The organism is Curtobacterium sp. MCBA15_004, assembly GCF_001865055.2.
In the GTDB taxonomy this organism is placed as follows: Bacteria; Actinomycetota; Actinomycetes; order Actinomycetales; family Microbacteriaceae; genus Curtobacterium.
Genome location: NZ_CP126266.1, coordinates 1,857,078 through 1,878,217 on the forward strand (window position 1 = coordinate 1,857,078; position 21,140 = coordinate 1,878,217).

A 21,140-nucleotide genomic window follows, 5' to 3' on the forward strand; every position below is an offset into this window, starting at 1 on the left:
CCCGTCCCGGATCGATCCGGGACGGGCGTCGTCGTGTGTGGTGCGGTCAGGCGCCGCGTCGGGCCCGGAGGACCTGCAGGCGTTCCTGCAGGAGTTCCTCGAGCTCCTCGCGGGACCGCCGCTCGAGCAGCATGTCCCAGTGGGTCCTCGGCGCCTTGACGTCCTCGGCCGCGACCTCGACGGGGATCCCGTCGTCGCCGAGGAGCCGACCCTCACGTCCGGAACGGGGCTCGGACCAGTTCGCGGGGACGTCCGCGTCGGCCGAGAACACGATGTCGAACGTCTCGCCCGACTCGGTCTGGTAGACCGCACGCTTGCGGTCCGAGAGCTCGACGCCCTCTTCGCTCTGGAGACTCTGGCTCCCGAGCCGCATGCCGCGGAGACTCCGATCAGCCATGTGTGTGCTCCTCTCGCTCGTCTGCCCTCCCCAACACTGTCCCACGCAGCATCAATCCCGGTGGGGCGCATTCACAGACCGTTCCCAGTGGGTGGTCACGGCGGGCTTCCGAGCCCGCGCAGCGTCGACCCGACGGCGCGTGCGGACGTCGTCAGGGCCGGGCGGCGGTCGAGGTGGTCAGGGCCGGACGGTGGTCGACCGGCGGCGTGGCGACCACGGCGCGCACGCGAGGAGCGCGAGCAGCGCGCCGAGCGAGACCACCAGGGTGACCGAGCCGGACGCGACGGTCGCCGGCGTCGTCCCGGTGCCGAGCGGCACGTCGGTCACCATCGACGTCGCGGTGTACGCGGGGACCCGGTCGATCGTGCGTCCGGTCGGGTCGATCACCTGCGACGCCCCGACCGTGGAGATGTTCACGAGCGAGCGACCGGTCTCGACGGCACGCAACCTGGCGATCTCGAGCTGCTGCAGGTTCTCGTCGGTGCCGGAGAAGTCGGCGTTGTTCGTCTGCGCGAGGATCACCTGCGCTCCCCCGCGCGCCATGTCGTTCGTCAGACCGTCGTCGACGATGTCGAAGCAGACCGCGATGCCGGCCCGCACCCCGGCGACGTCGAGGACGTTCGGCTTCGTGCCCGGCGTGTAGTCGCGTTGGAGCAGCCCGATGAGCGACGGTGCGAGCTTCGAGAAGAACCAGCGGTCCGGGACGTACTCGCCGAACGGCACCGGACGCTTCTTGTCGTAGGACGACTGCCATCCGTCGGCGGTCCACACGAACGACGTGTTGTGCAGCACGCCCGTCGACGTCCGGGTGATCGCCCCCGCCACGATGGGCGCTCCGACGCTCGACACGACGCTGTCGAGCGCCTGCGCGACGACCGGCTGGACGCGCGGGTCGGCCTCCGCCGCCGCCTCGGGCCAGACGACCAGGTCCACACCCTTCGCGTCGACGTCGGTCGCGGCGACCTGGTCGGCGAGCACCTCGCCCGGCTGCGCCCGGTCGAAGTAGCCCGCGGGTCCGTTGCCCTGCACGGCCTCCACGCGGATGCTCCCGTCGACGCGGGTGGGCCACGCCGGGACCGCGAGGACGACCGCGACGAGCAGCCCGGCGGTGGCGATGCGGACCGGCAGCCGCAGCACGGCACCCGGTGCCCGCGGGACGACCAGGGCGAGCGACAGCACGACGGCCACGCAGTAGACGACGACGAACGTCACCCCGAGCACCCCGACGTAGGCGGCCAGGTGCGTGAACGGCCCCTGCGACTGCGACAGCCCGACCCGCCCCCACGCGAAGCCCTCGTACGGCCAACTGCCGGAGAACCACTCACGCCCGGTCCACAGTCCCGCGACGACGGCCGGCAGCCCCCACACCCGCCAGGCGGTCGACGGGAACACGCGCGCGACCCAGCGGTACGCGAGCGCGATCGCGACGCTGCCCAGGGCGAAGTACGCGGCCTCGAACAGCGCCAGCGCGAGCCAGGGCACCGGGCCGAGGTACCGGCCGGCCCACGAGATCGCCGGCAACCAGAACGCGGCCCCGGCGACGTAGCCGAGCCACGCGGCTCGGCGGGCCCGCTGTCCCATCGCCGCGAGCAGCATGCACGCCATCGCCGGGTACGCGAGGAACCACCAGCCGGGCGACGGGAAGGACAGGGCGAAGAGCAGCCCGCCGACGACGGCGAGCGGGAACGCGCTCCGGAGCGGCAGCGCCGCGAACTCGGACGCACCGGTGCCGACCGGACGCGGTCCGGCCGGGCGCCACGACGGCCGGTGACCTGCCCGGGCGGGGACGGACGACGGGACGCCGCCGCGCGACGGACGCACCGCGATCTCGGGAGCCGGCACCGTGCCTCCCGTCAGACCGTCGCGTACGCGACGATGCCGCGGCGCACCGCGTCCGTCGCGCGCCGCGCGGTCTGGGCGAGTTCCTCGTCGCCGGCGTTCCGGACCTGGTCGAGGAGGTCGATGACCTGCTTCGACCAGCGGACGAAGTCACCGGCGGGCATGTCGAGCGTGCGCAGGACGTCGTCGAGCGAGGTGCCCGACGCCCAGCGGAACATCCCGACCGACATCGCCGGGGTGGGCGGCTGCGAGCCGGCCAGGCGGGCGTCGCGCTCGACGTCGTCGAGCCGCGCCCAGATCGTCAGGGTCTCGTCGAGCGCCGGGCGGAACGCGCCGCGGGGCAGGGCGTGCTCGGTGCCGGGGGCGTCCTCCCTCCGGGGCTGGTAGACGATCGTCGACGCCATCGCCGCGAGCTGTGCGGGCGTGAGGTCCTTCCAGACCCCGGCCTCGAGGCACTCGGCGACGAGCAGGTCCCGCTCGCCGTAGATCCGCTGCAGGCGTCGCCCGCCCGCGGCGACCGTGGCCTCGCCGTTCCCGGTGTCGACCAGGTAGCCGAGCTGGAGCAGGACGTCGGTGACGCGGTCGAACGTCGTCGCGACGGCACCCGTGCGCGACCGGATCTGCTGCACGAGCTTGTCGTGCGAGCGCTTGAGCTTGTACCAGCGCTCGGCCCAGCGGGCGTGCGCCTCGCGGTCCGGGCAGGCGTGGCAGGGGTGGCGCTGCATCTGGCGACGCACCTCGGTGATCGCGGCCTGGCGCTCCTGCTTCGCGCCGTGCGACGCCTCGCGGCCGCCCGGCACGTTGGTGCGTTCGAGGTCCGACAGGCGTCGGCGCAGGGCGGCGTACTCGGTGAAGTCGCCGAGGTGGCACTGCATGGCCTGCTGGTAGCCGTCGAGCGACTCCTGCTGCGACCGGACCTTGCGCGCGAGGTCGACGACCGAACGGTCGGCCTGGAACTGCGCGAACGACGTCTCGAGGACCTCGCGCGTGCGCTGCCGGCCGAACTGGTCGATGAGGTTGACGGCCATGTTGTACGTCGGCTTGAACGACGAGTTCAGCGGGTAGGTGCGACGGCTCGCGAGCGACGCCACGGCCTGCGGGTCGAGGCCGTCCGACCACTGGATGACCGAGTGGCCCTCGACGTCGATCCCGCGGCGCCCGGCACGACCCGTGAGCTGCGTGTACTCCCCCGGCGTGATCGGCACGCGGGCCTCGCCGTTGAACTTCTCGAGCTTCTCGAGGACGACGGTGCGCGCGGGCATGTTCACGCCGAGCGCCAGGGTCTCGGTCGCGAACACGACCTTGAGGAGCTTGCGGCGGAACAGGTCCTCGACGACCTCCTTGAACGCCGGCAGGAGCCCGGCATGGTGGGCGGCGACGCCCCGCTCGAGGCCCTCGAGCCACTCCCAGTACCCGAGCACGGCGAGGTCCTCGTCGAGCAGCGTGCGGCAGTGGTACTCCGCGGTCTCGCGGATCTCGTTGCGCTCCTGCGCCGTCGTGAACGACACCCCGGACCGCAGGACCTGGCGGACGCCCTGGTCGCAGCCGTTGCGGCTGAACACGAAGAAGATCGCGGGCAGCAGCATCCGCTCGTCGAGCACGCGGGCGATCTGCTCGCGGAACATCTTCTCGGTGCGTGGACCCCGGCGCTCCGGGTACCCGCCGCGGCCGCGTCGCCCGCGCTGACCGCCGCCGTGCCGCTCGCTGCGCGCCGCTCCCCCGACCATGCGGAGCAGCTCGGGGTTGACGCGGTTCGTCGCCGCCGCACCGCTCGAGTCGAACAGGTCGACCATCTTCGACCCGACGAGCACGTGCTGCTCGAGCGGGACCGGACGCTCCTCGGACACGATGACGTCGGTGTCGCCGCGGACGGTCTGCAGCCAGTCGCCGAACTCCTCGGCGTTCGAGACCGTCGCGCTGAGCGAGACGAGTCGTACCTCGGTCGGCAGGTGCAGGATCACCTCTTCCCACACCGCCCCGCGGAACCGGTCGGCGAGGTAGTGGACTTCGTCGAGCACGACCCACGCGAGGTCGTCGAGCAGGTCGGACCCGGCGTAGATCATGTTCCGGAGCACCTCGGTCGTCATCACGACGACGCGCGCCCGCGGGTTCACGTTGGTGTCACCGGTGAGGAGCCCGACCTCGGACTCGCCGTAGGCCTGCACGAGCTCGGCGTACTTCTGGTTGCTCAGCGCCTTCATCGGCGTCGTGTAGAAGACCTTCGCGGTGGGCTGCCGCATCGCCAGCCAGATGGCGAACTCGGCCACGATGGTCTTGCCCGCGCCGGTCGGAGCCGCGACCAGCACGCTCCGGCCCTGGTCGAGGGCGTCGCACGCCGCGGTCTGGAACGGGTCGAGGTCGAACCGCAGGTCGGTGCGGAACAACTCGAGGTTGCGTGAGCGGCTGCGGGACTTCGCGGCGGCGAACCGTTCGGCGGGACTCAGCTGGGTGGACATCAGGCTCCGTACTCCGCGTCGAGCTTCGCCTGGCGCTTCGCGGCGCGGCGGTCGTGCAGCCAGGTGATCGCACACGCGGCCACGTACAGCACGACCATCGGCACCGCGAGCAGGAACATCGAGACGACGTCGGCCGACGGGGTCACGATCGCGCAGAACACGAGGATGCAGAGGATCGCGACGCGCCAGGACTTGATGATCGACGCGGCGGACAGCACGCCGACGAAGTTGAGCAGGACGAGGAAGACCGGCAGCACGAAGGCGATGCCGACCGCGACGATCAGCTTGATGACGAAGTCGTAGTACGCCTTCGCGTCGACGATCGACGTGTCCGACGACGACACGAAGCTGCCGAGGATGCCGACCACGTGCGGCAGGATGTACCACCCGAACCAGCAGCCGGCGAAGAACAGCGGGATCGCGGTGCCGAGGAACCCGAACACGTACTGCTTCTCGCGTCGCACGAGTGCGGGGACGATGAACGCCCACAGCTGGTACAGCCAGACCGGGCTCGAGATCACGATGCCGATCGTGATCGCGATCTGCAGCTTGAGGTCGAACGCACCCGTGATCATCGGGAAGTTCAGCTCGGCGGTGTGGCCGCCGACCTTCGCCAGCTGCGTGACCGGGGCGCGGAGCGCGTCGAGCACGAACGGGGTGAGGAACCAGCCGCCGATCGCGCACACGGCGACCGCGACGACGGCCTTGAACAGTCGGTTGCGCAGCTCGATGAGGTGCTGCCCGAGCGACATGCGACCCTCGGTGTCCTTCTTCGGACGCCCGGGCCGCTTCGCCTGCCCGCTCGCGGTCGTCGAAGCCATGGACCGATCCTACGGGACGGGGACCGACAGGACGGCCGTGGCCGGGCGGACGCCCAGGGGGCGTCGAGGCGGACGGGAGGCGCGGTGCGGGGCCGCCACGGACCTCCCGTCCAGGACGCGCGGACGGGAGGCGCGTGGCGGGCCCGGCACGCGCCTCCCGTCCGGCTGCGGGTCCGGTCCGGAGCGCGTGCCGCGGGCCGTCGCCCCGCGGCGCCGACGGGGTCGGCCGCTACTCGGCGGCGAGGGCCGCCTCGGCGAACGCGCGCACCGCCGCGCGCGCGGCGGGCGGGTGGATGACGACCGCGCGACCCGGCAGACCGGCCACGAGCCGGACCACGCCGTCGAAGCCGTTCGAGGCCGCGAGCCGGATGCGCACCCGGCCGTCGGCGTCCTCGTCGTCCGCGGTGTCGGCGAGGAAGTCGGCGACCAGGGGCAGGGACGAGCAGTCGAGCTCGACCGTGACGATGACGTCCTGGCTCGACTGCTGGAACAGCGTGTCGGGCAGCGTGACGTCGGCGAGCGACTTCTCGGCCGCGCGCTCGTCGACCCGGACGTCGGACATGCGGTCGAAGCGGAACGTGCGGATCGCCTGGCGGTCGAGGTCCCAGGCGCGGAGGTACCAGTCGGTGTCGATCGACTCGACGCGCAGCGGGTCCACGTGGCGGGTGCCGCCGCGGGTGCGCGGGCCGGCGTACTCGAACGTCAGGCCGCGGCAGTCCGACATCGCGCGGCGCACGGTCGCGAGGGTCGCGTCGTGCAGGTCCTGCCCGACGGCGACGTTGGACGCCGCTCCGCCGGCACCGCGGGAGAGCTTGGCCATCAGGGCGTGGATCGCGTCGCGGTCGGCTGCCTCGGGCAGGGCGGACAGGTACTGCAGACCGGCGATGAGCGCCGACGCCTCGCGTGCCGAGAGCCGGGGCGCGTCGTCGATCGCGACGAGGTTCGTCAGGACGATCATGTCGTTCTGCTCGAAGTCGTCCCACGCGATGTCGAACAGGTCGCCGTGCTGGTACTGCATCGTCTCGCCGGGCACGCCCGAGACCGCGATGAGCTCGACCGCGCGGCGGATGCGCTGCTCGGGGACACCGAAGTGCCGCGCGGCCTCGCGCACCGAGACGCGTTCGTGGTCGATGAGGTACGGGACGAGGACGAGCAGGAACGCGAGCTTGTCCTGCGCCTGCAGCGGGTGCTGGTCAGCCACGGTCGTCTCCCCCGGTGGTGTCGGCGGTGCCGGCGGTGCCGGCTGCGTCGGTGTGGTCGGCGACCAGTGCCCGGAGCCGGGCGACCACGCGCTCGCGCAGGGCGGCGGGTTCGAGGACGCGGACCTCGGGGCCGAAGGCGGCGAGTTCCTCGGCGAGGATGTGCGGGTCGACGTGGTGCACGAGCAGGACGCCCTCGCCGTCGACCTCGGTCCCGCGGCGCCGTCGGAGTCGCCGTTCGGCGTCCGAGCCGGGCGCGACGGCGATGCGGGCCGTGCGCTCCGACCAGATGCGGTCGAGTTCCGCGAGGGCGCGCTCCCCCGCCCCGGCCGGCGCGGGGTGCTGACCGGCGTGGTGCGCGGTGACCGGTCCGACGATGCGCGAGAGCAGGTAGTTCTTCACGCTGTCGGTCGCGAACTCGTGGGCCGCGAGCATCCAGCGGCCGCCGTGCTGCACGAGCGCGAGCGGTGCGACGTCGCGCTGCCGGGGCTCGTGCTCGCCCGGGGTGATGTAGTCGAAGCGGACCGCAGCGGCCCGGTCGAGCGCCGATCGCAGCGGCTCGAAGGCCGTGTCACGCGTGCGGAGGCGCGGGGCGTACGCGGCGGTGCCGAGCGGACCGGCCGGGTCCTCGTCGGCGCCGGCGGAGCGGACCTTGAGCAGGGCACGGCGGGAGTCGGCGGACAGCGCGCCCTCACGCCACGCCATCGCGGCCAGGGAGAGCAGCGCGGACTCGTCGGGCGTGAACCGGACGTCGAGCGGCAGGTCGTACTCGCCCTTGGGGATCCGGTAGCGCAGCGTCTGGTTGTTCCCGGCTGCACCGGGCGTCTCGATCGTCTCGAGCGGGATGCCGAGCTCGCGGACGTCGTCCTTGTCACGCTCGAACTGCCGCTCGAGCGAGGCGTTGTCGCCGCCGGGGGTGAACCGCTGCCGGTAGCCCTGGACGTTGGCCAGGATCTCGGCCTTCGTCAGCCCCGACTCGGTCGAGAGCAGTGCCAGCACGAGGCTGAAGAGCCGCTCCTCGGCGGGCACGCGGGGAGCTCGGGTCGCTGGCACGAGCCCGATCCTACGGCAGCGCGGGTGCACCGGAGTGCACCCGCGCTGCCGTCGGTGGAGGGCTGTCGGTCAGCCGGCGATCCGGCCGACGATGTCGATCACGTAGACCGCGGGACCACTCTGCTGGTGCACGACCGCGAGCACCTGGTCGCCCACGTGGTGGTCGACGATGGCGTCCCGGACGCCGTCCGCGAGCTGGCCCTTCGCGAGCGGCAGGGTGAGCGGGCCGTCGCCGTCGGACCAGTTGGAGCTGAGGACCGTCGAGGTCCCGCCGCCCTGCGGCCACGACACCGCGGTGTACTTCAGCACCACGGTGTCGCGCTCGGTGAGCTCGGCGCCGGACCCCTTGCGGAGCAGGTGCTGCTGGTCGTTCGCGGGCGCGCTCCAGGACGGGATCGTGATGCCGGGCTGGCCGGACGGCGCGAGCACGACCGCGGGCATCCCGTCGCCCGCGAGCTGCGGGGTCCCGGTGGCACGCGAGTCGAAGGCGCGCTCGACGTCGATCACGAGGACGACGGCGTCGTCGCTGCGACGCGACTCGCTGCCGGTGGCCCCGCCCTGCGTGAGGGAGCTCTTCGGGATCGCGACCGCGAGCCGGTCACCCACGTGCGCGCACTCGACGGCCTTGCCGAGTGGGCCGGACTTCGCGGCGCCGGCGACGATCGGCTCCGAGGGGCCGGTGTAGCCGCTCGACTGCACGGCCTTGCCGGTGGCGCCGTCGACGAGCGTGTAGTCGAGGACGACCGGGGTGCCCGCCTCGACCTGGCGTCCCTCGCCCGAGCGGAGCACCGAGACCTGCGTGCCGGTCGTCGTGAGGCCGGCGGGAACCGAGACCTTCGGCTCCTTGCCGAACGCGCCGGATGCGGTCACGGCGCGCGATGCTGCACCCGGCGTCGCGCAGTCGGAGGCGGCGGTGCCGGCTCCGCTCGCGGCGCAGCCGGTGAGGGAGGCTGCGAGGCCGATGGTGACCAGGAGTGCGGGGATGGTGCGCACGGACCCTCTTTCCGTTCGATGCAGGACGGGCACGGTGCGTAGCCTACCGGTCGCCCTCGTCGGTCCCGGCTGCGTCCGAGGCCTCGGCGGCGGCGACCTTGCGGGCCTGCGCGGCGGCCTGGCGGGCGACCTTGCGCAGCTTCTTGTCGCTCGCGGAGCGCTCCCCCACGGCGCCGGGGGTCCAGGCCTCGACGTCCTCGTCCGAGAACTCCGTCTTGCCTGCGCGACGCTTCAGGTTGGGCAGCACGACGCCGTCGGCGAGTCGTCGGGCGGTGACGAGGAAGCCGGTGTGGCCGACCATCCGGTGGTCGGGGCGGACGGCGAGGCCCTCGACGTGCCAGGTGCGCACCAGGGTCTCGCTCGACTGCGGATCGGTGAAGCGTCCGGTGTCACGGAGCGCCTCGGCCGTGCGGGACAGCTGCGTGACGGTCGCGACGTAGCAGACGACCAGGCCGCCGGGCACGAGGGCGTCGGCTGCGGCGTCGACGCACTCCCACGGCGCGAGCATGTCGAGCACGACGCGGTCGATGCTCTGCGGCTCGGTGGCCTCGGGCAGCGCCTCGACGAGGTCGCCGACCGTCACCGACCAGTTGTCCGGGACCGCACCGAGGAACGTGCCGACGTTGCCCTGGGCGATCGCGGCGAACTCGGCGCGACGCTCGAACGACTGCAGGCGGCCGGTCGGTCCGATCGCGCGGAGCAGGAACAGCGACAGCGCGCCGGACCCCACGCCGGCCTCGACCACGCGAGCGCCGGGGAACACGTCGGCGAAGGCCACGATCTGGGCGGCGTCCTTCGGGTAGACGATCGCGGCGCCGCGCGGCATCGACATGACGTAGTCGTTGAGCAGCGGTCGGAGCGCGAGGTACTCGTCCCCGGTGCTCGCGCGGATGACGGAGCCGTCCGGCTGCCCGATGACGTCGTCGTGCCGCAGGACGCCGCGGTGGGTGTGGTACTCGCCGGCGGTCTCGAGCGACAGGGTCGTGAGCTTGCCCTTCGGCCCGGTCAGCTGCACGCGGTCGCCCGCGCGGAACGGTCCGCGGGGCGGGGTGTGCGGGGCGCCGCCGGCAGTGTGCGGCAGGTCGGCCGGGACCGGGGCTGCCGGCTGCGCGGCGAACGGCTGCGCGTCGGTCTCCGGCAGCGCGTCGCCGGTGCCGTCCGTGTCGTCGGTGGTCGGGTGCTGGTCGCTCATGGTGTGCTCGTCCGTCGTCGGGTCGGTGCCGGGGGTGGGCTCGGTGCCCGTGGCGGGCTCGGTGCCGGTGGTGGTCCGGCCGCCCGGTGTCGGGGCCCCGGTCGTCATCGGGCGACCGCTGCGGCGCGCGCGGTCAGGGCCGGGCCGGTCAGCTCGGCGAGCCGGTCGACGTCGACCCCCTGCAGCGTGGTGAGGTGCACGTCGCCGCCGTCGATCTCGGAGAGCGGCACGATGTGCTCGACGGCGACGGTGACCGCACCCGACGCGACGGCCGCGGCGACACCGGTGGCCGAGTCCTCGATCGCGACGCACGCGGTCGGCTCGACGCCGAGCTGCGCGGCGGCGGCCAGGTAGGCGTCCGGGTAGGGCTTCGGCCGGTCCACGTCGTCCCCGGCCACGACGACCCGGAAGCCGCGGGCACCGAAGGCCTCGGCGGCGACGAGGGCCATCTTGCGGCGGGACATCGTCACGAGCGCGGTCGGCACCCCGCGGTCGTGCAGCTCCTCGACGAGCTCGCGTGCGCCGGGACGCCACGGGAGCTCACCGGCGAGCAGGTGCTCCATCACGTAGTCGGTCATCCACTGGACGATCTCCTCGACCTCCATGTCGACGCCCTTGTCGCGGAGGATCTCACCGGAGCGCTCGAGGCCGCTGCCGACGAGCGACAGCCCGTCCTCGTGCGTCCACTCGGCGCCGTACCGGGCGGTCAGCTCGACCTGGGACCGCTGCCAGATCGGCTCGGTGTCGATGATCGTGCCGTCCATGTCCCACAGCACGGCTGCGGGCAGGACTCGGTCGGGGTGCTGGGCGGTCACGGGCGACGAGTCTAGCGGGCGGGGTTCCGCTGCACGCGGACGCCGGGACGGGCCGACCGGCGTCGGGCCTATCCTTGGGTACCCGTACCGCGTCGGTGTCCGCACCGTCGCGGCACGACCACCGCGACGGTCCCGGCACCGCCGCAGCACCCGTACCGTGTCCGGCCGCGCGCGTCCCGCGCGTGCCCGCTCCGACCCAGGAGGCCCCCGTGCCACAGCACTCCCCCTTCAGCGACGGACGACTGCTCGTCGTCGCGTTCGAGGGCTGGAACGACGCCGGAGAGGCGGCCAGCGGCCTCGCGCGACGGATCGTCGACGCGATGGGCCTCGAGGAGCTGCGCGAGTTCGACGGCGAGCGGTACGTGGACTACCAGTTCAACCGCCCTGAGGTCGGCACCGCCGAGGACGGTTCCCGCGAGATCACCTGGCCGCGCATCGTCCTGCACGGCCCGGGCCCGGACGCCGCCGCCAGACGCGTCGTCTCCGCGACCGGCACCGAGATCGACCGCGACGTCTTCGTGCTCGTCGGCCCCGAGCCCTCGCGCACCTGGCGGAGCTTCTGCGCCGAGGTGGTCGACCTGGTCGACGTGCACGCCATCGACGCCGTCGTCTTCGTCGGCGCGATGCTCGCCGACGTCCCGCACACCCGACCGATATCGGTGTTCGTGTCGAGCGACGACGCCGCGGTCCGGACGGCGCTCGACGTCGACCGCTCGACGTACGAGGGTCCGACCGGCATCCTCGGCGTGCTCGCCGACGCGGTGCACCGGGCCGGGATCACGACGCTGTCCCTCTGGGCGTCGGTGCCGCACTACGTGCACAACTCGCCCTCACCGAAGGCCACGCTCTCGCTGCTCGACAAGATCGAGGAGCTCACCGACGTGACCGTCCCGCGCGGCAGCCTGCTCGACGAGGCCACCGAGTGGGAGGAGGGCATCGACGCCCTCGCCGCCGACGACGAGGACATGGCCAGCTACATCGGCCAGCTCGAGCAGGCGCGCGACACGGTCGACTCCCCCGAGGCCTCGGGCGACGCGATCGCGCAGGAGTTCGAGCAGTACCTCCGCCGACGCGAGCGCAAGGACGGCAAGGACGGCGGCACGGCCGGTGGCGGGTTCCGTCCGCCGCAGCCGCCGCAGTAGACGCACCCACGACACGGACGGGAGGCGCGGTGCCAGCTGGCACCGCGCCTCCCGTCCGTCGTGGGGTCGCGTCCCGCGTGCGTCCGGCCGCGCACCCCGGCGCACGCCCTGCACACCCGCGCACGGGCGGCCCGGTGCGCTGCGCGCCCGTCCCCTGGTCAGCCCAGGCGGATGCCGAGGAGCGCGTCGACGAGGTCGACGAGCTCGGGCGTCACCGCGGTCCCGCCCGCGATCGCGGTGTCCACGGCGGCGACCGCACCCGGGGTGTCCAGGTCGTCGGCCACGCGCGCGCGGACCCGCGCCACCACGTCGGCGGCGTCGTCCGCGTGCCCGGCCGGCGCACCGCCGGCCCAGGCGTCCCAGGTCGCGAGGCGTGCCGTGGCACTCGACAGCTCGCCGTCGAACCACTCCCAGTCGTCCGAGTACCGGTGCGACAGGAGCGCGAGGCGGATCGCGCGCGGGTCGGCGCCGTCGTCGAGCAGCCCGCGCACGGTGACGAGGTTGCCGAGCGACTTCGAGATCTTCTCGCCCTGGTAGGCGATCATCCCGGTGTGCACGAAGGCGTTCGCGAGCGGCTGGTGCGCGAGTGCGGCCGCGTGTCCGGCGCTCATCTCGTGGTGCGGGAAGACCAGGTCACTGCCACCGCCCTGCACGCTGATCGGCAGGCCGAGGCGGTCGCCGGCGATGACACTGCACTCGATGTGCCAGCCGGGGCGGCCGGGACCGACGACGGTGTCCCAGCTCGGCTCCCCCTCGCGGGCTGCTCGCCAGAGCAGCGGGTCGAGCGGATCGCGCTTGCCGGGGCGGTCGGGGTCGCCGCCGCGCTGGGCCGACAGGGTAGCCATGGTCTCGCGGTCGAGCCGGCTCTCGTCGCCGAGGGACCAGGCCTCGGTCGGGCGGTTCACGTCGAAGTACAGGTCGTCGCCCGCGGCGTCGGCGGTGGGGACCTCGTAGGCGTAGCCGGTCTCCTGCAGGAACGCGACGGCCTCGGCGACGCGGTCGACCTCGTCCGTCACGGCGACGTACTCGTCCGGCGGCAGGACGCGGAGTGCCTCCATGTCGCGGCGGAACAGGTCGATCTGCGAGGCGGCGAGCTCGCGCCAGTCGACGCCGTCGCGTGCGGCGCGTTCGAGCAGCGGGTCGTCGACGTCGGTCGTGTTCTGGGCGTACTCGACCTCGAGCCCGGCGTCGCGCCAGGCGCGGCCGAGCGTGTCGAACGCCAGGTAGGTCGCGGCGTGCCCGAGGTGGGTCGCGTCGTACGGCGTGATGCCGCAGACGTACAGCGCCGCGCGGTCCTCACCGTGCGTCGGGTCCACCGGGTGCCCGGACGCCGTGTCGTGCACGACGGGACGAGGGCCCTCCCCGGGGACGTCGGGGACGGACGGGGCCTCCCAGGCCCTCACGGCTGGACCACTCCGAGCGACAGCAACACGATGAGCACGATACCGAGTGCGATCCGGTAGACCACGAAGGGCATGAAGCTGCGCTTGCTGATGTAGTTCATGAACGCCGCGATCACGACGAAGCCGACCACGAACGCGACGACCGTGGCGATGAGCGTGTCGGCGAGTCCGAACGGCGCACCGGTGTCGCCGAGGCTCGTCGCCGCCTCGTAGAAGCCGGACAGGAAGACCGCCGGGACGGCGAGCAGGAAGGCGAACCGGGCGGCCGCCGGGCGGGTGTACCCGAGCGCGAGCCCCATCGACACCGTGGCACCCGAACGCGAGACGCCGGGGACGAGCGCGAGCATCTGCGCGACGCCGATGAGCAGACCGTTGCGGAAGGTCATCTGCTCGATCGGCTTGACCTTGCGCCCGACCACGTCGAGGACGCCCAGGACCACACCGAACACGATGAGGACCACCGCGACGATCCAGAGCGAGCGGAAGGTGGTCTCGATCGCGTCCTTGAGCACGAGTCCCGCGACGCCGATCGGGATCGTGCCGAGGATCACCAGCCAGCCGAGCCGGACGTCCGGGTCACCCTTCGGCACGTCGCGTCGGAACAGCGAGCGGAACCACCGACCGATGATCCGGGTGATGTCCGTCCAGAAGTAGATGAGCACCGCGGTCTCGGTGCCGAGCTGCGTGACGGCGGTGAACGCGGCACCGGGGTCCTTCGCGTCGGGCAGGAACAGGCCCACGATGCGCAGGTGCGCGCTCGAGGACACGGGCAGGAACTCGGTGAGCCCCTGCACGAAGCCGAGGAAGATCGCCTCGAGGATGTGCATCGTGCGGGCCTTTCAGGGGTCGGCAGGCAGGACGGTGCCGCGGTGGCGACCCGGCAATGTATCAGTACGTGGCGAGCAGGTCCCCGAGGACGCGCCGCCCGAAGGCCAGGGCGTCGAGGGGCACGCGCTCGTCGACGCCGTGGAACATCGCCGGGAAGTCGACCCCGGCCGGCAACTGCAGCGGTACGAAGCCGTAGCCGGCGATGCCGAGTGTCGACAGCGCCTTGTTGTCGGTCCCGCCCGAGAGCAGGTACGGCAGCACGGGGGCGCCCGGGTCGCGCCGCTCGAGCACGTCCCGCACGGCGTCGACGAGCGGTCCGCCGAAGTCCTGCTCGAGGCCGACGTCGCGGAACTCGGTGACGACCTCGACGTCGTCGCCGGCGAGCTCCCGCACGCGGGCGAGCACCGTCTCCTCGTCGCCCGGCAGGCAGCGGATGTCGACGAGCGCCTCGGCACGGTCCGGGATCACGTTGTGCTTGTACCCGGCCGTGAGCACCGTCGGGTTCGAGGTGGTGTGCAGGGCCGCGTGGATGAACCGCGACGCCGAGCCGGTGGCGAGCGCGACCTCGTCCGGTCCGGTGACGGCCGGGTCGACCCCGAGGAACCGGGCGATCTCGGCCACCATCGCGTCGGTGGTCGCGGACAGCCGGACGGGCCACTCCTCGCTGCCGATCCGGGCGACCGCCGCAGCGACCTTCGTGACGGCGTTGTCCCGGATCACGTGCGAGCCGTGGGCGGCGGTGCCGGTCGCGACGAGCTTGACCCACATGAGGGCCTTCTCGCCGGTCTGCAGCAGGTAGGCGCGCCGGTCGCCGAGGGTGATCGAGTAGCCGCCGACCTCGCTGATGGCCGCGGTCGCGCCGGCGAAGACCTCGGGGTGGTGCTCGACGACGTGGTGCGAGCCGAGCACGCCGCCGGCCTCCTCGTCGGCGAAGTACGCGATCACGAGGTCGCGCTCGGGAGCACCCTGCCGGGCGACGACGTCCCCGAGGGCGGTGAGCATCATCGCGTCCATGTTCTTCATGTCGACCGCGCCGCGCCCCCACAGCGAGCCGTCACGGACCTCGCCGCCGAACGGGTCGACCGACCAGTTCGCCGGGTCGGCCGGAACGACGTCGAGGTGCCCGTGGACGACGAGTGCCGGCTTCGAGCGGTCACGGCCCGGGACCCGGGCGACGACGCTCACGCGGTCGGGTTCGGACTCGAACAGCTGCGGCTCGAGCCCGAGCGCGCGCAGTTCGGCCTCGACGTAGTGGGCCGCCTCGGTCTCGCCGCGGGACTTGCCCCCGCCCCAGTTCGTCGTGTCGATGCGGATGAGGTCACGGGCGATCGCCGCGGTGCCCTCGAGGTCCTGCTCGGTCGCCCGGGAGTCGCTCATGCGCCCACGCTACCGGGCGTCGGTCCGGTCCCGGGGCTGTCGTGCACGGGTGTGACGCGGGAGGACGCGCCCGGGATGTACAGCCGTGTTCATCGGGCGTTCAGAGCCGTGCTAGTGTCTTCTCTCGGCAGGAACGCCGGGGAAACAGCCCGGTGAGACGGCCTGCACGACAGCAGTACCACCTGTCCGGGTGGCGGAATTGGTAGACGCGCTAGCTTGAGGTGCTAGTGCCCGTATTAGGGCGTAGGGGTTCAAGTCCCCTCTCGGACACAGCAAAGACGAAGGCCCCGCAGCTCAGGCTGCGGGGCCTTCGTCGTTCTCGGGGTCGTTCCGGTGGGTGAGGCGGGGCGGGCGTGCTGTTCGTGCGACATCTCCGATGTCGGACGACAGCGGCGTTGACGCCTGTCCCACGACGAGCCGCGCGAGTTCGGCGCGTGCGACATCTCCGACGTCGAACGACAGCGGCGATGTCGCATCCGCCGCGCGCTCGCCCTCGCGCGCCGCCCACCGCCCGTGCGCTCGTGCTCAGCGACGCCGGAGCCGCCGGACGAGCAGCACCACGCCGCCGAGCGCCGCGAACCACCCCCAGTTCGCCACCACGGGGTCGAGCAGCCCGTGCCGCCAGTCCCGCCGCGACGACCCGGCACGCGATGCCACCGGGTGGTGGCGCAGCTCCGCCCGCACGCCGGTCTCGTGCACGACCCGGTCCGGCCGTCCACGCAGGGCGTCCGTGACCCGGTGCGTCGCCACGTCGATCCGGTCACCCAGGACGAGCAGCATCCAGTGCGCGAGCCGTCCCTCGCTGAACCGCCGGTAGGCGTAGCGCCGCACCACCCCGGCCGGCCCGGACAGCGGCTGTGCGGTGCCGAAGACCGGCGTGACGTGGGCGTGCTCGATCGAGCGCTCCCGGCCCTCACCGCCGGGCTGCTGGTCGGGCAGGTCCCAGTGCGCGCCCGAGGTGGCCCCGACCTCGCGGGACAGCTTCGGCACCGAGGGACGGTCCTCCAGGTCGAGGTCGCTCCCCCACCCCGGGATGCGCTCCAGGAGCTCGGCCGCCGACGGCACCCGTCGGGGCGGGTCCGCGACGTACGGCGTGTGGTCGAGCGCTCCGGGCGGCACGGCGTCCACCCCGGCACCCGCCCGCCGGGCCGCGACGGCGTCTCCCGGCGCCGCTCCGCCCGGCACGTCCACATCGCCCGCGCCGCCGGGCACGGCGTCCCCGCCCTCCACGGCGCTCACGGGACGATCACCGTCTTGATGCAGCCGTCGAGCTTCGCCGAGAACAGGTGGTACGCCTCGTCGATGTGCTCGAGCGGGATCCGGTGCGTGATGATCTCGCTCGGCGTGATGTGGCCCGCCTGGATGTGCTCGAGCAGCCGCGGCCACTGCCGCTTCACGGGTGCCTGGTTCATGTGGATCGTCACGCCCTTGTTCATCGCGTCCCCGAACTTGACCGCGTTCGGGATCGGGCCGTAGGCGCCCATCGCGGACACGGTGCCGCCCTTCCGGACGCCGTCGATCGCCCAGTTGAGGGCGACCGGCGAGCCGCCCTGCAGCTTCAGCTTCGCCGAGGTCACGTGCTGCAGGAAGTTGCCGTCCGCCTCGGCGCCGACGGCGTCGATCACGCTGTCGGCACCCAGGTAGTCCGTCTGCTTCTTCATCTCGACCACGACGTCGTCGACCTCGGCGAAGTTGATCGTCTCGGCGTGGGCGAACGTCCGCGCCTTCTCGAGCCGGTACTCGAACTGGTCGACGACGATCACGCGGCCAGCGCCCATGAACCACGCCGACTTCGCCGCGTACAGGCCGACCGGCCCGGCGCCGAGCACGACGACGGTGTCGCCCTGCCGGATCGACGCGAGCTGCGCCCCGAAGTACCCGGTGCCGAGCGCGTCCGTCATCATCAGGGCGTCGTCGGGGTCGAGCCACTCGGGGATCACCTGCGGCCCCACGTCGGCGAACGGCACGCGGACCCGTTCGGCCTGCCCGCCGTCGTAGCCGCCCGTCGTGTGCGAGTACCCGAAGATGCCGCCGACCGCGGTCGCGTTCGGGTTCACGTTGTGGCAGTTCGTGTACAGACCGCGGGCGCAGAACCAGCAGCTCCCACAGGACACGTGGAACGGGACCATCACCCGGTCGCCGACGTCCAGGCTGCGGACCGACGGCCCGACCTGCTCGACGACCCCGATGAACTCGTGGCCGAACGTGTGACCGACCCTCGTGTCCGGCATCATGCCGTGGTACAGGTGCAGGTCGGACCCGCAGATCGCCGCCCGCTCGACACGGACGATCGCGTCGTTCGGGTGCTCGATCCGCGGGTCGGGCTTCTCCTCGACACGGACCCGGTAGGGCCCGCGGTACGTCATGGCGCGCATGCGCGCTCCTCTCGCTCGTGCGGCCCACGCTCGTGGCCGGCGCGTGGGAGCCGGTCCAGGACCGCGTGCAACGACCAAACGCCGTCCGCGCGGCACGTGCCCGCCAGCGGATCGCGCGGCGACCGGACGACGGACGGGAGGCCCGGTGCGGGCCCGCCCCGTGCCTCCCGTCCGTCCCCGGTCGCCGTCAGCGCTCGGCGATGTGCGCGGCCAGCCACCCGCGGGCGCCGTCGACGTCGTCGAAGACGCCGTCGTCCTGCGCGGCCGTCGCCGCGTCGAGCACCGTCCGGAACGCGGGCCCCGGAGCGAGCCCGGCGTCGAGCAGGTCCCGCCCGGTGAGCAGCGGCGTGCGGCGTCCGAGGACCGCGTCGCTCGTCAGCACCCGGAGCCACCGCGCGACGGGGTCCGGCAGCCTCGTGCTCGACGTGCTCGACGTGCTCGTGCCGACGCCCTGCGGGACGCCGCAGGCGCTCCCACGCCCGTGCACGTCGGCCGCGCAGACCCGCGCCCACGCGTCGACGTCGGCCCGCGTCCCACCGAGGCGACGGAGCAGGCGACGCGCCGCCGGCACCGTCGGGGCGGCCCCGCCGGTCGAGTGCGGCACCATGTGCTCGCGGACGATCCGGGCGATGCGCTCGGTGACGGACCGCGGTGCCCCGACGCGACGGAGCAGCGCGCGGGCCGCCTCGGCACCGGTGACCTCGTGGCCGAGGCTCCGGATCCGCCGTCGCCCGTCCTCGTCGACGACCTGCGTCCCGTCGCCGGCCTTGCCGAGGTCGTGCAGGACCGCGCCGAGCACGGCGACCACGCGGTCCTCGCCGGTGACCCCGTCGGCGGTGCAGGCACGAGCGGCAGCGTCGCCCGCGAGCCCGAGGTGGACGTGCACCGGACCCTCGGGGTGCCAGGACGGGTCCTGCGGGACGTCCCGGACCGCCGCGAGCTCGGGCAGGTGCCGCTCCCAGTCGACCGCGTGCAGGACCTCGAGCGCCGCTGCGACGTGGTCGCCGGACGCGAGCCGGCGGAGCTCCGGCCAGACCCGGTCGGGTGCGATCTCGGTCCAGCGGTCGCTCGTGCGCCGCGCGAGGGCGACCGTGTCGGGGTGCACGACGAAGCCGTACCGCGCGACCAGCTGCACCGCGCGGAGCACCCGGAGCGGGTCCTCGACGAACCGGTCGGACGTGTGCCGGAGGACACCGGACCGGACGTCCTCGAGGCCGCCGTGCGCGTCGAGCAGGACGTCCTCGTGCGGGTCCCACGCGACAGCGTCGACCGTGAAGTCGCGGCGTGCCGAGGCGTCCCGGAAGCCCGTGTCGGGCTCGAGTGCAGCGGGGACGACCGCGACGTCGACCTGGGAACCGTCGAGCGCGACCTTGCACACCTCGAACCGGGCTCCGGCGCGGACGACGGATGCGCCGACCTCCCGGAGCGCCGCGACGACCCGGTCGACGCCGTGCCCCGTGTGGAGCTCCACGTCGAGGTCCCCGGCGGCCGTCCCCGGCACCGGACGTCCGGCCTCGCGGAGCAGGGCGTCGCGGACGGTCCCGCCCACGACGAGCGGGCGGCCGAGCGGGTGCAGGGCGTCGAGCACGGTCCGTGCGCCGGGCATCGACGCGATCGTGCGGTGCAGGTGGTCCGGTGCGGGGCGACGGACGACGGGCGTGGTGGGCGGTTCGGGGTTCACGTGGACACCTCCGGGACCTCGGCCGCGCGCGGCGAGGGAGTCAGTCTGCCGCACGCGCGCGCCGTGCGCGACCCGACGCGCGCCGGGCCCGGACCGGTCCGCGCGTGGCACCGCCCGACCCGGCCCCGGCCCGGCGGGCGAGCACGGACGGACGGGAGGCGCGGTGCCGACCGGCACCGCGCCTCCCGTCCGTCGTCCGGTCGCGTCCACGGGACGCGACCAGCAGGGGGTCCTGCGTCAGCTCTTCGAGGCCTCGACGAAGGTGCGACGCGGGTCGGTCTCCTTGATGAGCGAGGTCGCGTCGCGGCCCGAGACCGCGCCCGTGACCCAGCCGATCACGATGCGGACCTTGCGGTTCAGCGTCGGCATCGCGTACACGTGGTACGCGCGGTGGGCGAGCCACGCGAACAGGTTCGTCATCTTGACGCCCTTGATGTTCGCGGCACCCTTCGCGACACCGTACGAGGCGACGGTGCCGATCGACGGGTGGCGGTACTCCTCGAGCGGCTTGCCGGTGATCGTGGCGACCACGTTGTCGGCGGCGACGACGGCCTGACGGACGGCGTTCTGCGCGTTCGGCGGGTAGTAGGCCGGCTGCTTCTCGGCGGTCAGGTCGGGGACCTGGGCGACGTCACCGAGACCCCAGACGCCCGGGACGACCTCGTGGGTGTACTCGGCCTCGACCTGGAGCTTGGCGTTCGCGGCGAGGTGGCCCTTCGGACCGCGCGGCAGGTCGGTCGCGTCGAGGAGCGGGTTCGGCTTGACGCCGGCCGTCCAGACGAGCAGGCCGGTCGCGAACTCGTCGCCGTCGGACAGCTTGACGACGCCGCCCTCGCAGCTCGGCATGGTGGTCTTCAGTCGCACGTCGATGCCGCGGGCACGGAGCGACTCGAGCGTCCACTTGGACAGCTCCGGGCCGACCTCGGGCGCGACGCGGTCGAGCGCGTCGATGAGGACCCAGCGCGGCTGCTCGCCGGCGAGCGACGGGTACGTCTTGATGGCGGCCTGGGACACGTCGAAGAGCTCACCGATCGCCTCGACGCCGGTGTAGCCGCCGCCGATGAAGATGCTCGTGAGCAGCCGGCGACGCTCGTCCTCGTCGCGGGTGGCAGCCGCCTTGGCGATGTTGTCGAGGAGCTTGGCGCGCACGTAGGCGGCCTCCTCCACGGTCTTGAAGCCGACGCCGACCTCGTCGAGGCCCGGGGTCGGGAAGGTACGGGTGACCGAGCCGAGCGCGACGACGAGCTGGTCGTAGCCGAGCGTGCGGTCGTCGCCGCCGGCGGTGGCGATCGAGACGGTCTTGTCCTTCGACGAGATCCCGGTGACCTTGCCCTGGATGACGCGGGTCTTCTTCAGCGCGCGACGCAGCTCGAAGGTGACGTCCTTCGGCGCGATGTGGCCGCCGGCGACCTCGGGCAGGAACGGCAGGTACGTGTAGTACGTGTTCTGGTCCACCAGCGTGATGCGCATCGGCACGGTCGCGGCGTGCTTCTGCAGCTGCTTGACCGTGGTGTAGCCGGCGGAGCCGCCGCCGAGGACGAGGACGTGGGGGATGGAGTCTGCCATGGG

At 73.1% G+C, this 21,140-nt stretch carries 17 protein-coding genes and 1 tRNA gene; 2 read left to right on the forward strand and 16 right to left on the reverse strand.

Going from position 1 to position 21,140, the window contains the following annotated elements; all coding sequences use genetic code 11:
- Positions 1 to 46 precede the first annotated feature (46 nt).
- From QOL16_RS08770 to QOL16_RS08810, 9 genes are all read right to left on the reverse strand, one after another.
- Positions 47 to 397, reverse strand: coding sequence for an RNA polymerase-binding protein RbpA (locus tag QOL16_RS08770; protein ID WP_071247095.1), 351 nt, complete (start codon positions 395 to 397; stop codon positions 47 to 49).
- A 177-nt stretch (positions 398 to 574) separates the two neighbouring features.
- On the reverse strand, positions 575 to 2,239 hold the full coding sequence (gene lnt, locus QOL16_RS08775; protein ID WP_254780113.1) for an apolipoprotein N-acyltransferase: 1,665 nt from the start codon (positions 2,237 to 2,239) through the stop codon (positions 575 to 577).
- A gap of 11 nt (positions 2,240 to 2,250) precedes the next feature.
- Positions 2,251 to 4,692 carry an RNA helicase gene (locus tag QOL16_RS08780; RefSeq protein WP_071247093.1) on the reverse strand — a complete coding sequence of 814 codons (2,442 nt, stop codon included), beginning with the start codon at positions 4,690 to 4,692 and terminating at the stop codon, positions 2,251 to 2,253.
- Positions 4,692 to 5,444 carry a twin-arginine translocase subunit TatC gene (tatC, locus tag QOL16_RS08785; protein ID WP_071247250.1) on the reverse strand — a complete coding sequence of 251 codons (753 nt, stop codon included), beginning with the start codon at positions 5,442 to 5,444 and terminating at the stop codon, positions 4,692 to 4,694. The genes QOL16_RS08780 and tatC overlap by 1 nt, the downstream gene beginning before the upstream one ends.
- 298 nt (positions 5,445 to 5,742) lie before the next feature.
- A complete protein-coding gene (locus QOL16_RS08790) occupies positions 5,743 to 6,714 on the reverse strand; it encodes a YafY family protein (RefSeq protein WP_065961639.1) in 972 nt (323 codons plus the stop codon).
- A complete protein-coding gene (locus QOL16_RS08795; RefSeq protein ID WP_071281850.1) occupies positions 6,707 to 7,765 on the reverse strand; it encodes a YafY family protein in 1,059 nt (352 codons plus the stop codon). The genes QOL16_RS08790 and QOL16_RS08795 overlap by 8 nt, the downstream gene beginning before the upstream one ends.
- Positions 7,766 to 7,834: 69 nt before the next feature.
- Positions 7,835 to 8,758 (reverse strand): FKBP-type peptidyl-prolyl cis-trans isomerase, encoded by a 924-nt coding sequence (locus tag QOL16_RS08800; protein WP_071281853.1) that lies wholly within the window; start codon positions 8,756 to 8,758, stop codon positions 7,835 to 7,837.
- Between the two features lie 43 nt (positions 8,759 to 8,801).
- Positions 8,802 to 9,950 (reverse strand): tRNA (adenine-N1)-methyltransferase, encoded by a 1,149-nt coding sequence (locus tag QOL16_RS08805; protein ID WP_370692572.1) that lies wholly within the window; start codon positions 9,948 to 9,950, stop codon positions 8,802 to 8,804.
- A 104-nt stretch (positions 9,951 to 10,054) separates the two neighbouring features.
- Complete coding sequence (locus QOL16_RS08810; RefSeq protein WP_254780117.1) at positions 10,055 to 10,765, reverse strand: HAD family phosphatase; 711 nt, start codon at positions 10,763 to 10,765, stop codon at positions 10,055 to 10,057.
- A gap of 209 nt (positions 10,766 to 10,974) precedes the next feature.
- Between QOL16_RS08810 and QOL16_RS08815 the strand changes: the two genes are divergently transcribed.
- Entirely contained in the window at positions 10,975 to 11,907 is a 933-nt protein-coding gene (locus tag QOL16_RS08815; RefSeq protein WP_065961678.1) for a proteasome assembly chaperone family protein, read from the forward strand.
- Between the two features lie 158 nt (positions 11,908 to 12,065).
- Here QOL16_RS08815 and mshC read toward each other — a convergent pair whose 3' ends face one another.
- The 3 genes from mshC to QOL16_RS08830 all read right to left on the reverse strand — a co-directional run bounded on the left by mshC (position 12,066) and on the right by QOL16_RS08830 (position 15,515).
- Complete coding sequence (mshC, locus tag QOL16_RS08820; protein ID WP_071281855.1) at positions 12,066 to 13,310, reverse strand: cysteine--1-D-myo-inosityl 2-amino-2-deoxy-alpha-D-glucopyranoside ligase; 1,245 nt, start codon at positions 13,308 to 13,310, stop codon at positions 12,066 to 12,068.
- Complete coding sequence (locus QOL16_RS08825; RefSeq protein ID WP_071281858.1) at positions 13,307 to 14,137, reverse strand: undecaprenyl-diphosphate phosphatase; 831 nt, start codon at positions 14,135 to 14,137, stop codon at positions 13,307 to 13,309. Before QOL16_RS08825 ends, mshC begins: the two co-directional genes overlap by 4 nt.
- Positions 14,138 to 14,198: 61 nt before the next feature.
- Positions 14,199 to 15,515 (reverse strand): M20/M25/M40 family metallo-hydrolase, encoded by a 1,317-nt coding sequence (locus QOL16_RS08830; protein ID WP_071281861.1) that lies wholly within the window; start codon positions 15,513 to 15,515, stop codon positions 14,199 to 14,201.
- Positions 15,516 to 15,699: 184 nt separating this feature from the next.
- On the opposite strand from QOL16_RS08830, the gene QOL16_RS08835 reads away from it, so the two are divergent.
- Positions 15,700 to 15,785, forward strand: a tRNA-Leu gene (locus QOL16_RS08835).
- Positions 15,786 to 16,040: 255 nt separating this feature from the next.
- On the opposite strand, the gene QOL16_RS08840 is transcribed toward QOL16_RS08835, so the two are convergent.
- The 4 genes from QOL16_RS08840 to QOL16_RS08855 form a co-directional block, all read right to left on the reverse strand.
- Complete coding sequence (locus tag QOL16_RS08840) at positions 16,041 to 16,754, reverse strand: hypothetical protein (protein ID WP_254780119.1); 714 nt, start codon at positions 16,752 to 16,754, stop codon at positions 16,041 to 16,043.
- The gene (locus QOL16_RS08845) at positions 16,751 to 17,890 is read right to left on the reverse strand and encodes a zinc-dependent alcohol dehydrogenase (RefSeq protein ID WP_071247084.1); all 1,140 of its coding nucleotides are present in this window, start codon (positions 17,888 to 17,890) and stop codon (positions 16,751 to 16,753) included. Before QOL16_RS08845 ends, QOL16_RS08840 begins: the two co-directional genes overlap by 4 nt.
- Before the next feature lie 187 nt (positions 17,891 to 18,077).
- On the reverse strand, positions 18,078 to 19,571 hold the full coding sequence (locus QOL16_RS08850) for an HD domain-containing protein (protein ID WP_071281863.1): 1,494 nt from the start codon (positions 19,569 to 19,571) through the stop codon (positions 18,078 to 18,080).
- 237 nt (positions 19,572 to 19,808) lie between these two features.
- Positions 19,809 to 21,137 (reverse strand): NAD(P)/FAD-dependent oxidoreductase, encoded by a 1,329-nt coding sequence (locus QOL16_RS08855; protein WP_071281865.1) that lies wholly within the window; start codon positions 21,135 to 21,137, stop codon positions 19,809 to 19,811.
- Positions 21,138 to 21,140 lie beyond the last annotated feature (3 nt).

What these genes read in the sequence shown, in the direction of transcription:
- QOL16_RS08845 (WP_071247084.1), bottom strand. Translation starts at nt 17,890, where the DNA reads ATGCGCGCCATGACGTACCGCGGGCCCTACCGGGTCCGTGTCGAGGAG.
- QOL16_RS08805 (WP_370692572.1), bottom strand. Translation starts at nt 9,950, where the DNA reads ATGAGCGACCAGCACCCGACCACCGACGACACGGACGGCACCGGCGAC.
- QOL16_RS08830 (WP_071281861.1), bottom strand. Translation starts at nt 15,515, where the DNA reads ATGAGCGACTCCCGGGCGACCGAGCAGGACCTCGAGGGCACCGCGGCG.
- QOL16_RS08770 (WP_071247095.1), bottom strand. Translation starts at nt 397, where the DNA reads ATGGCTGATCGGAGTCTCCGCGGCATGCGGCTCGGGAGCCAGAGTCTC.
- QOL16_RS08855 (WP_071281865.1), bottom strand. Translation starts at nt 21,137, where the DNA reads ATGGCAGACTCCATCCCCCACGTCCTCGTCCTCGGCGGCGGCTCCGCC.
- QOL16_RS08825 (WP_071281858.1), bottom strand. Translation starts at nt 14,137, where the DNA reads ATGCACATCCTCGAGGCGATCTTCCTCGGCTTCGTGCAGGGGCTCACC.
- tatC (WP_071247250.1), bottom strand. Translation starts at nt 5,444, where the DNA reads ATGTCGCTCGGGCAGCACCTCATCGAGCTGCGCAACCGACTGTTCAAG.
- QOL16_RS08780 (WP_071247093.1), bottom strand. Translation starts at nt 4,692, where the DNA reads ATGTCCACCCAGCTGAGTCCCGCCGAACGGTTCGCCGCCGCGAAGTCC.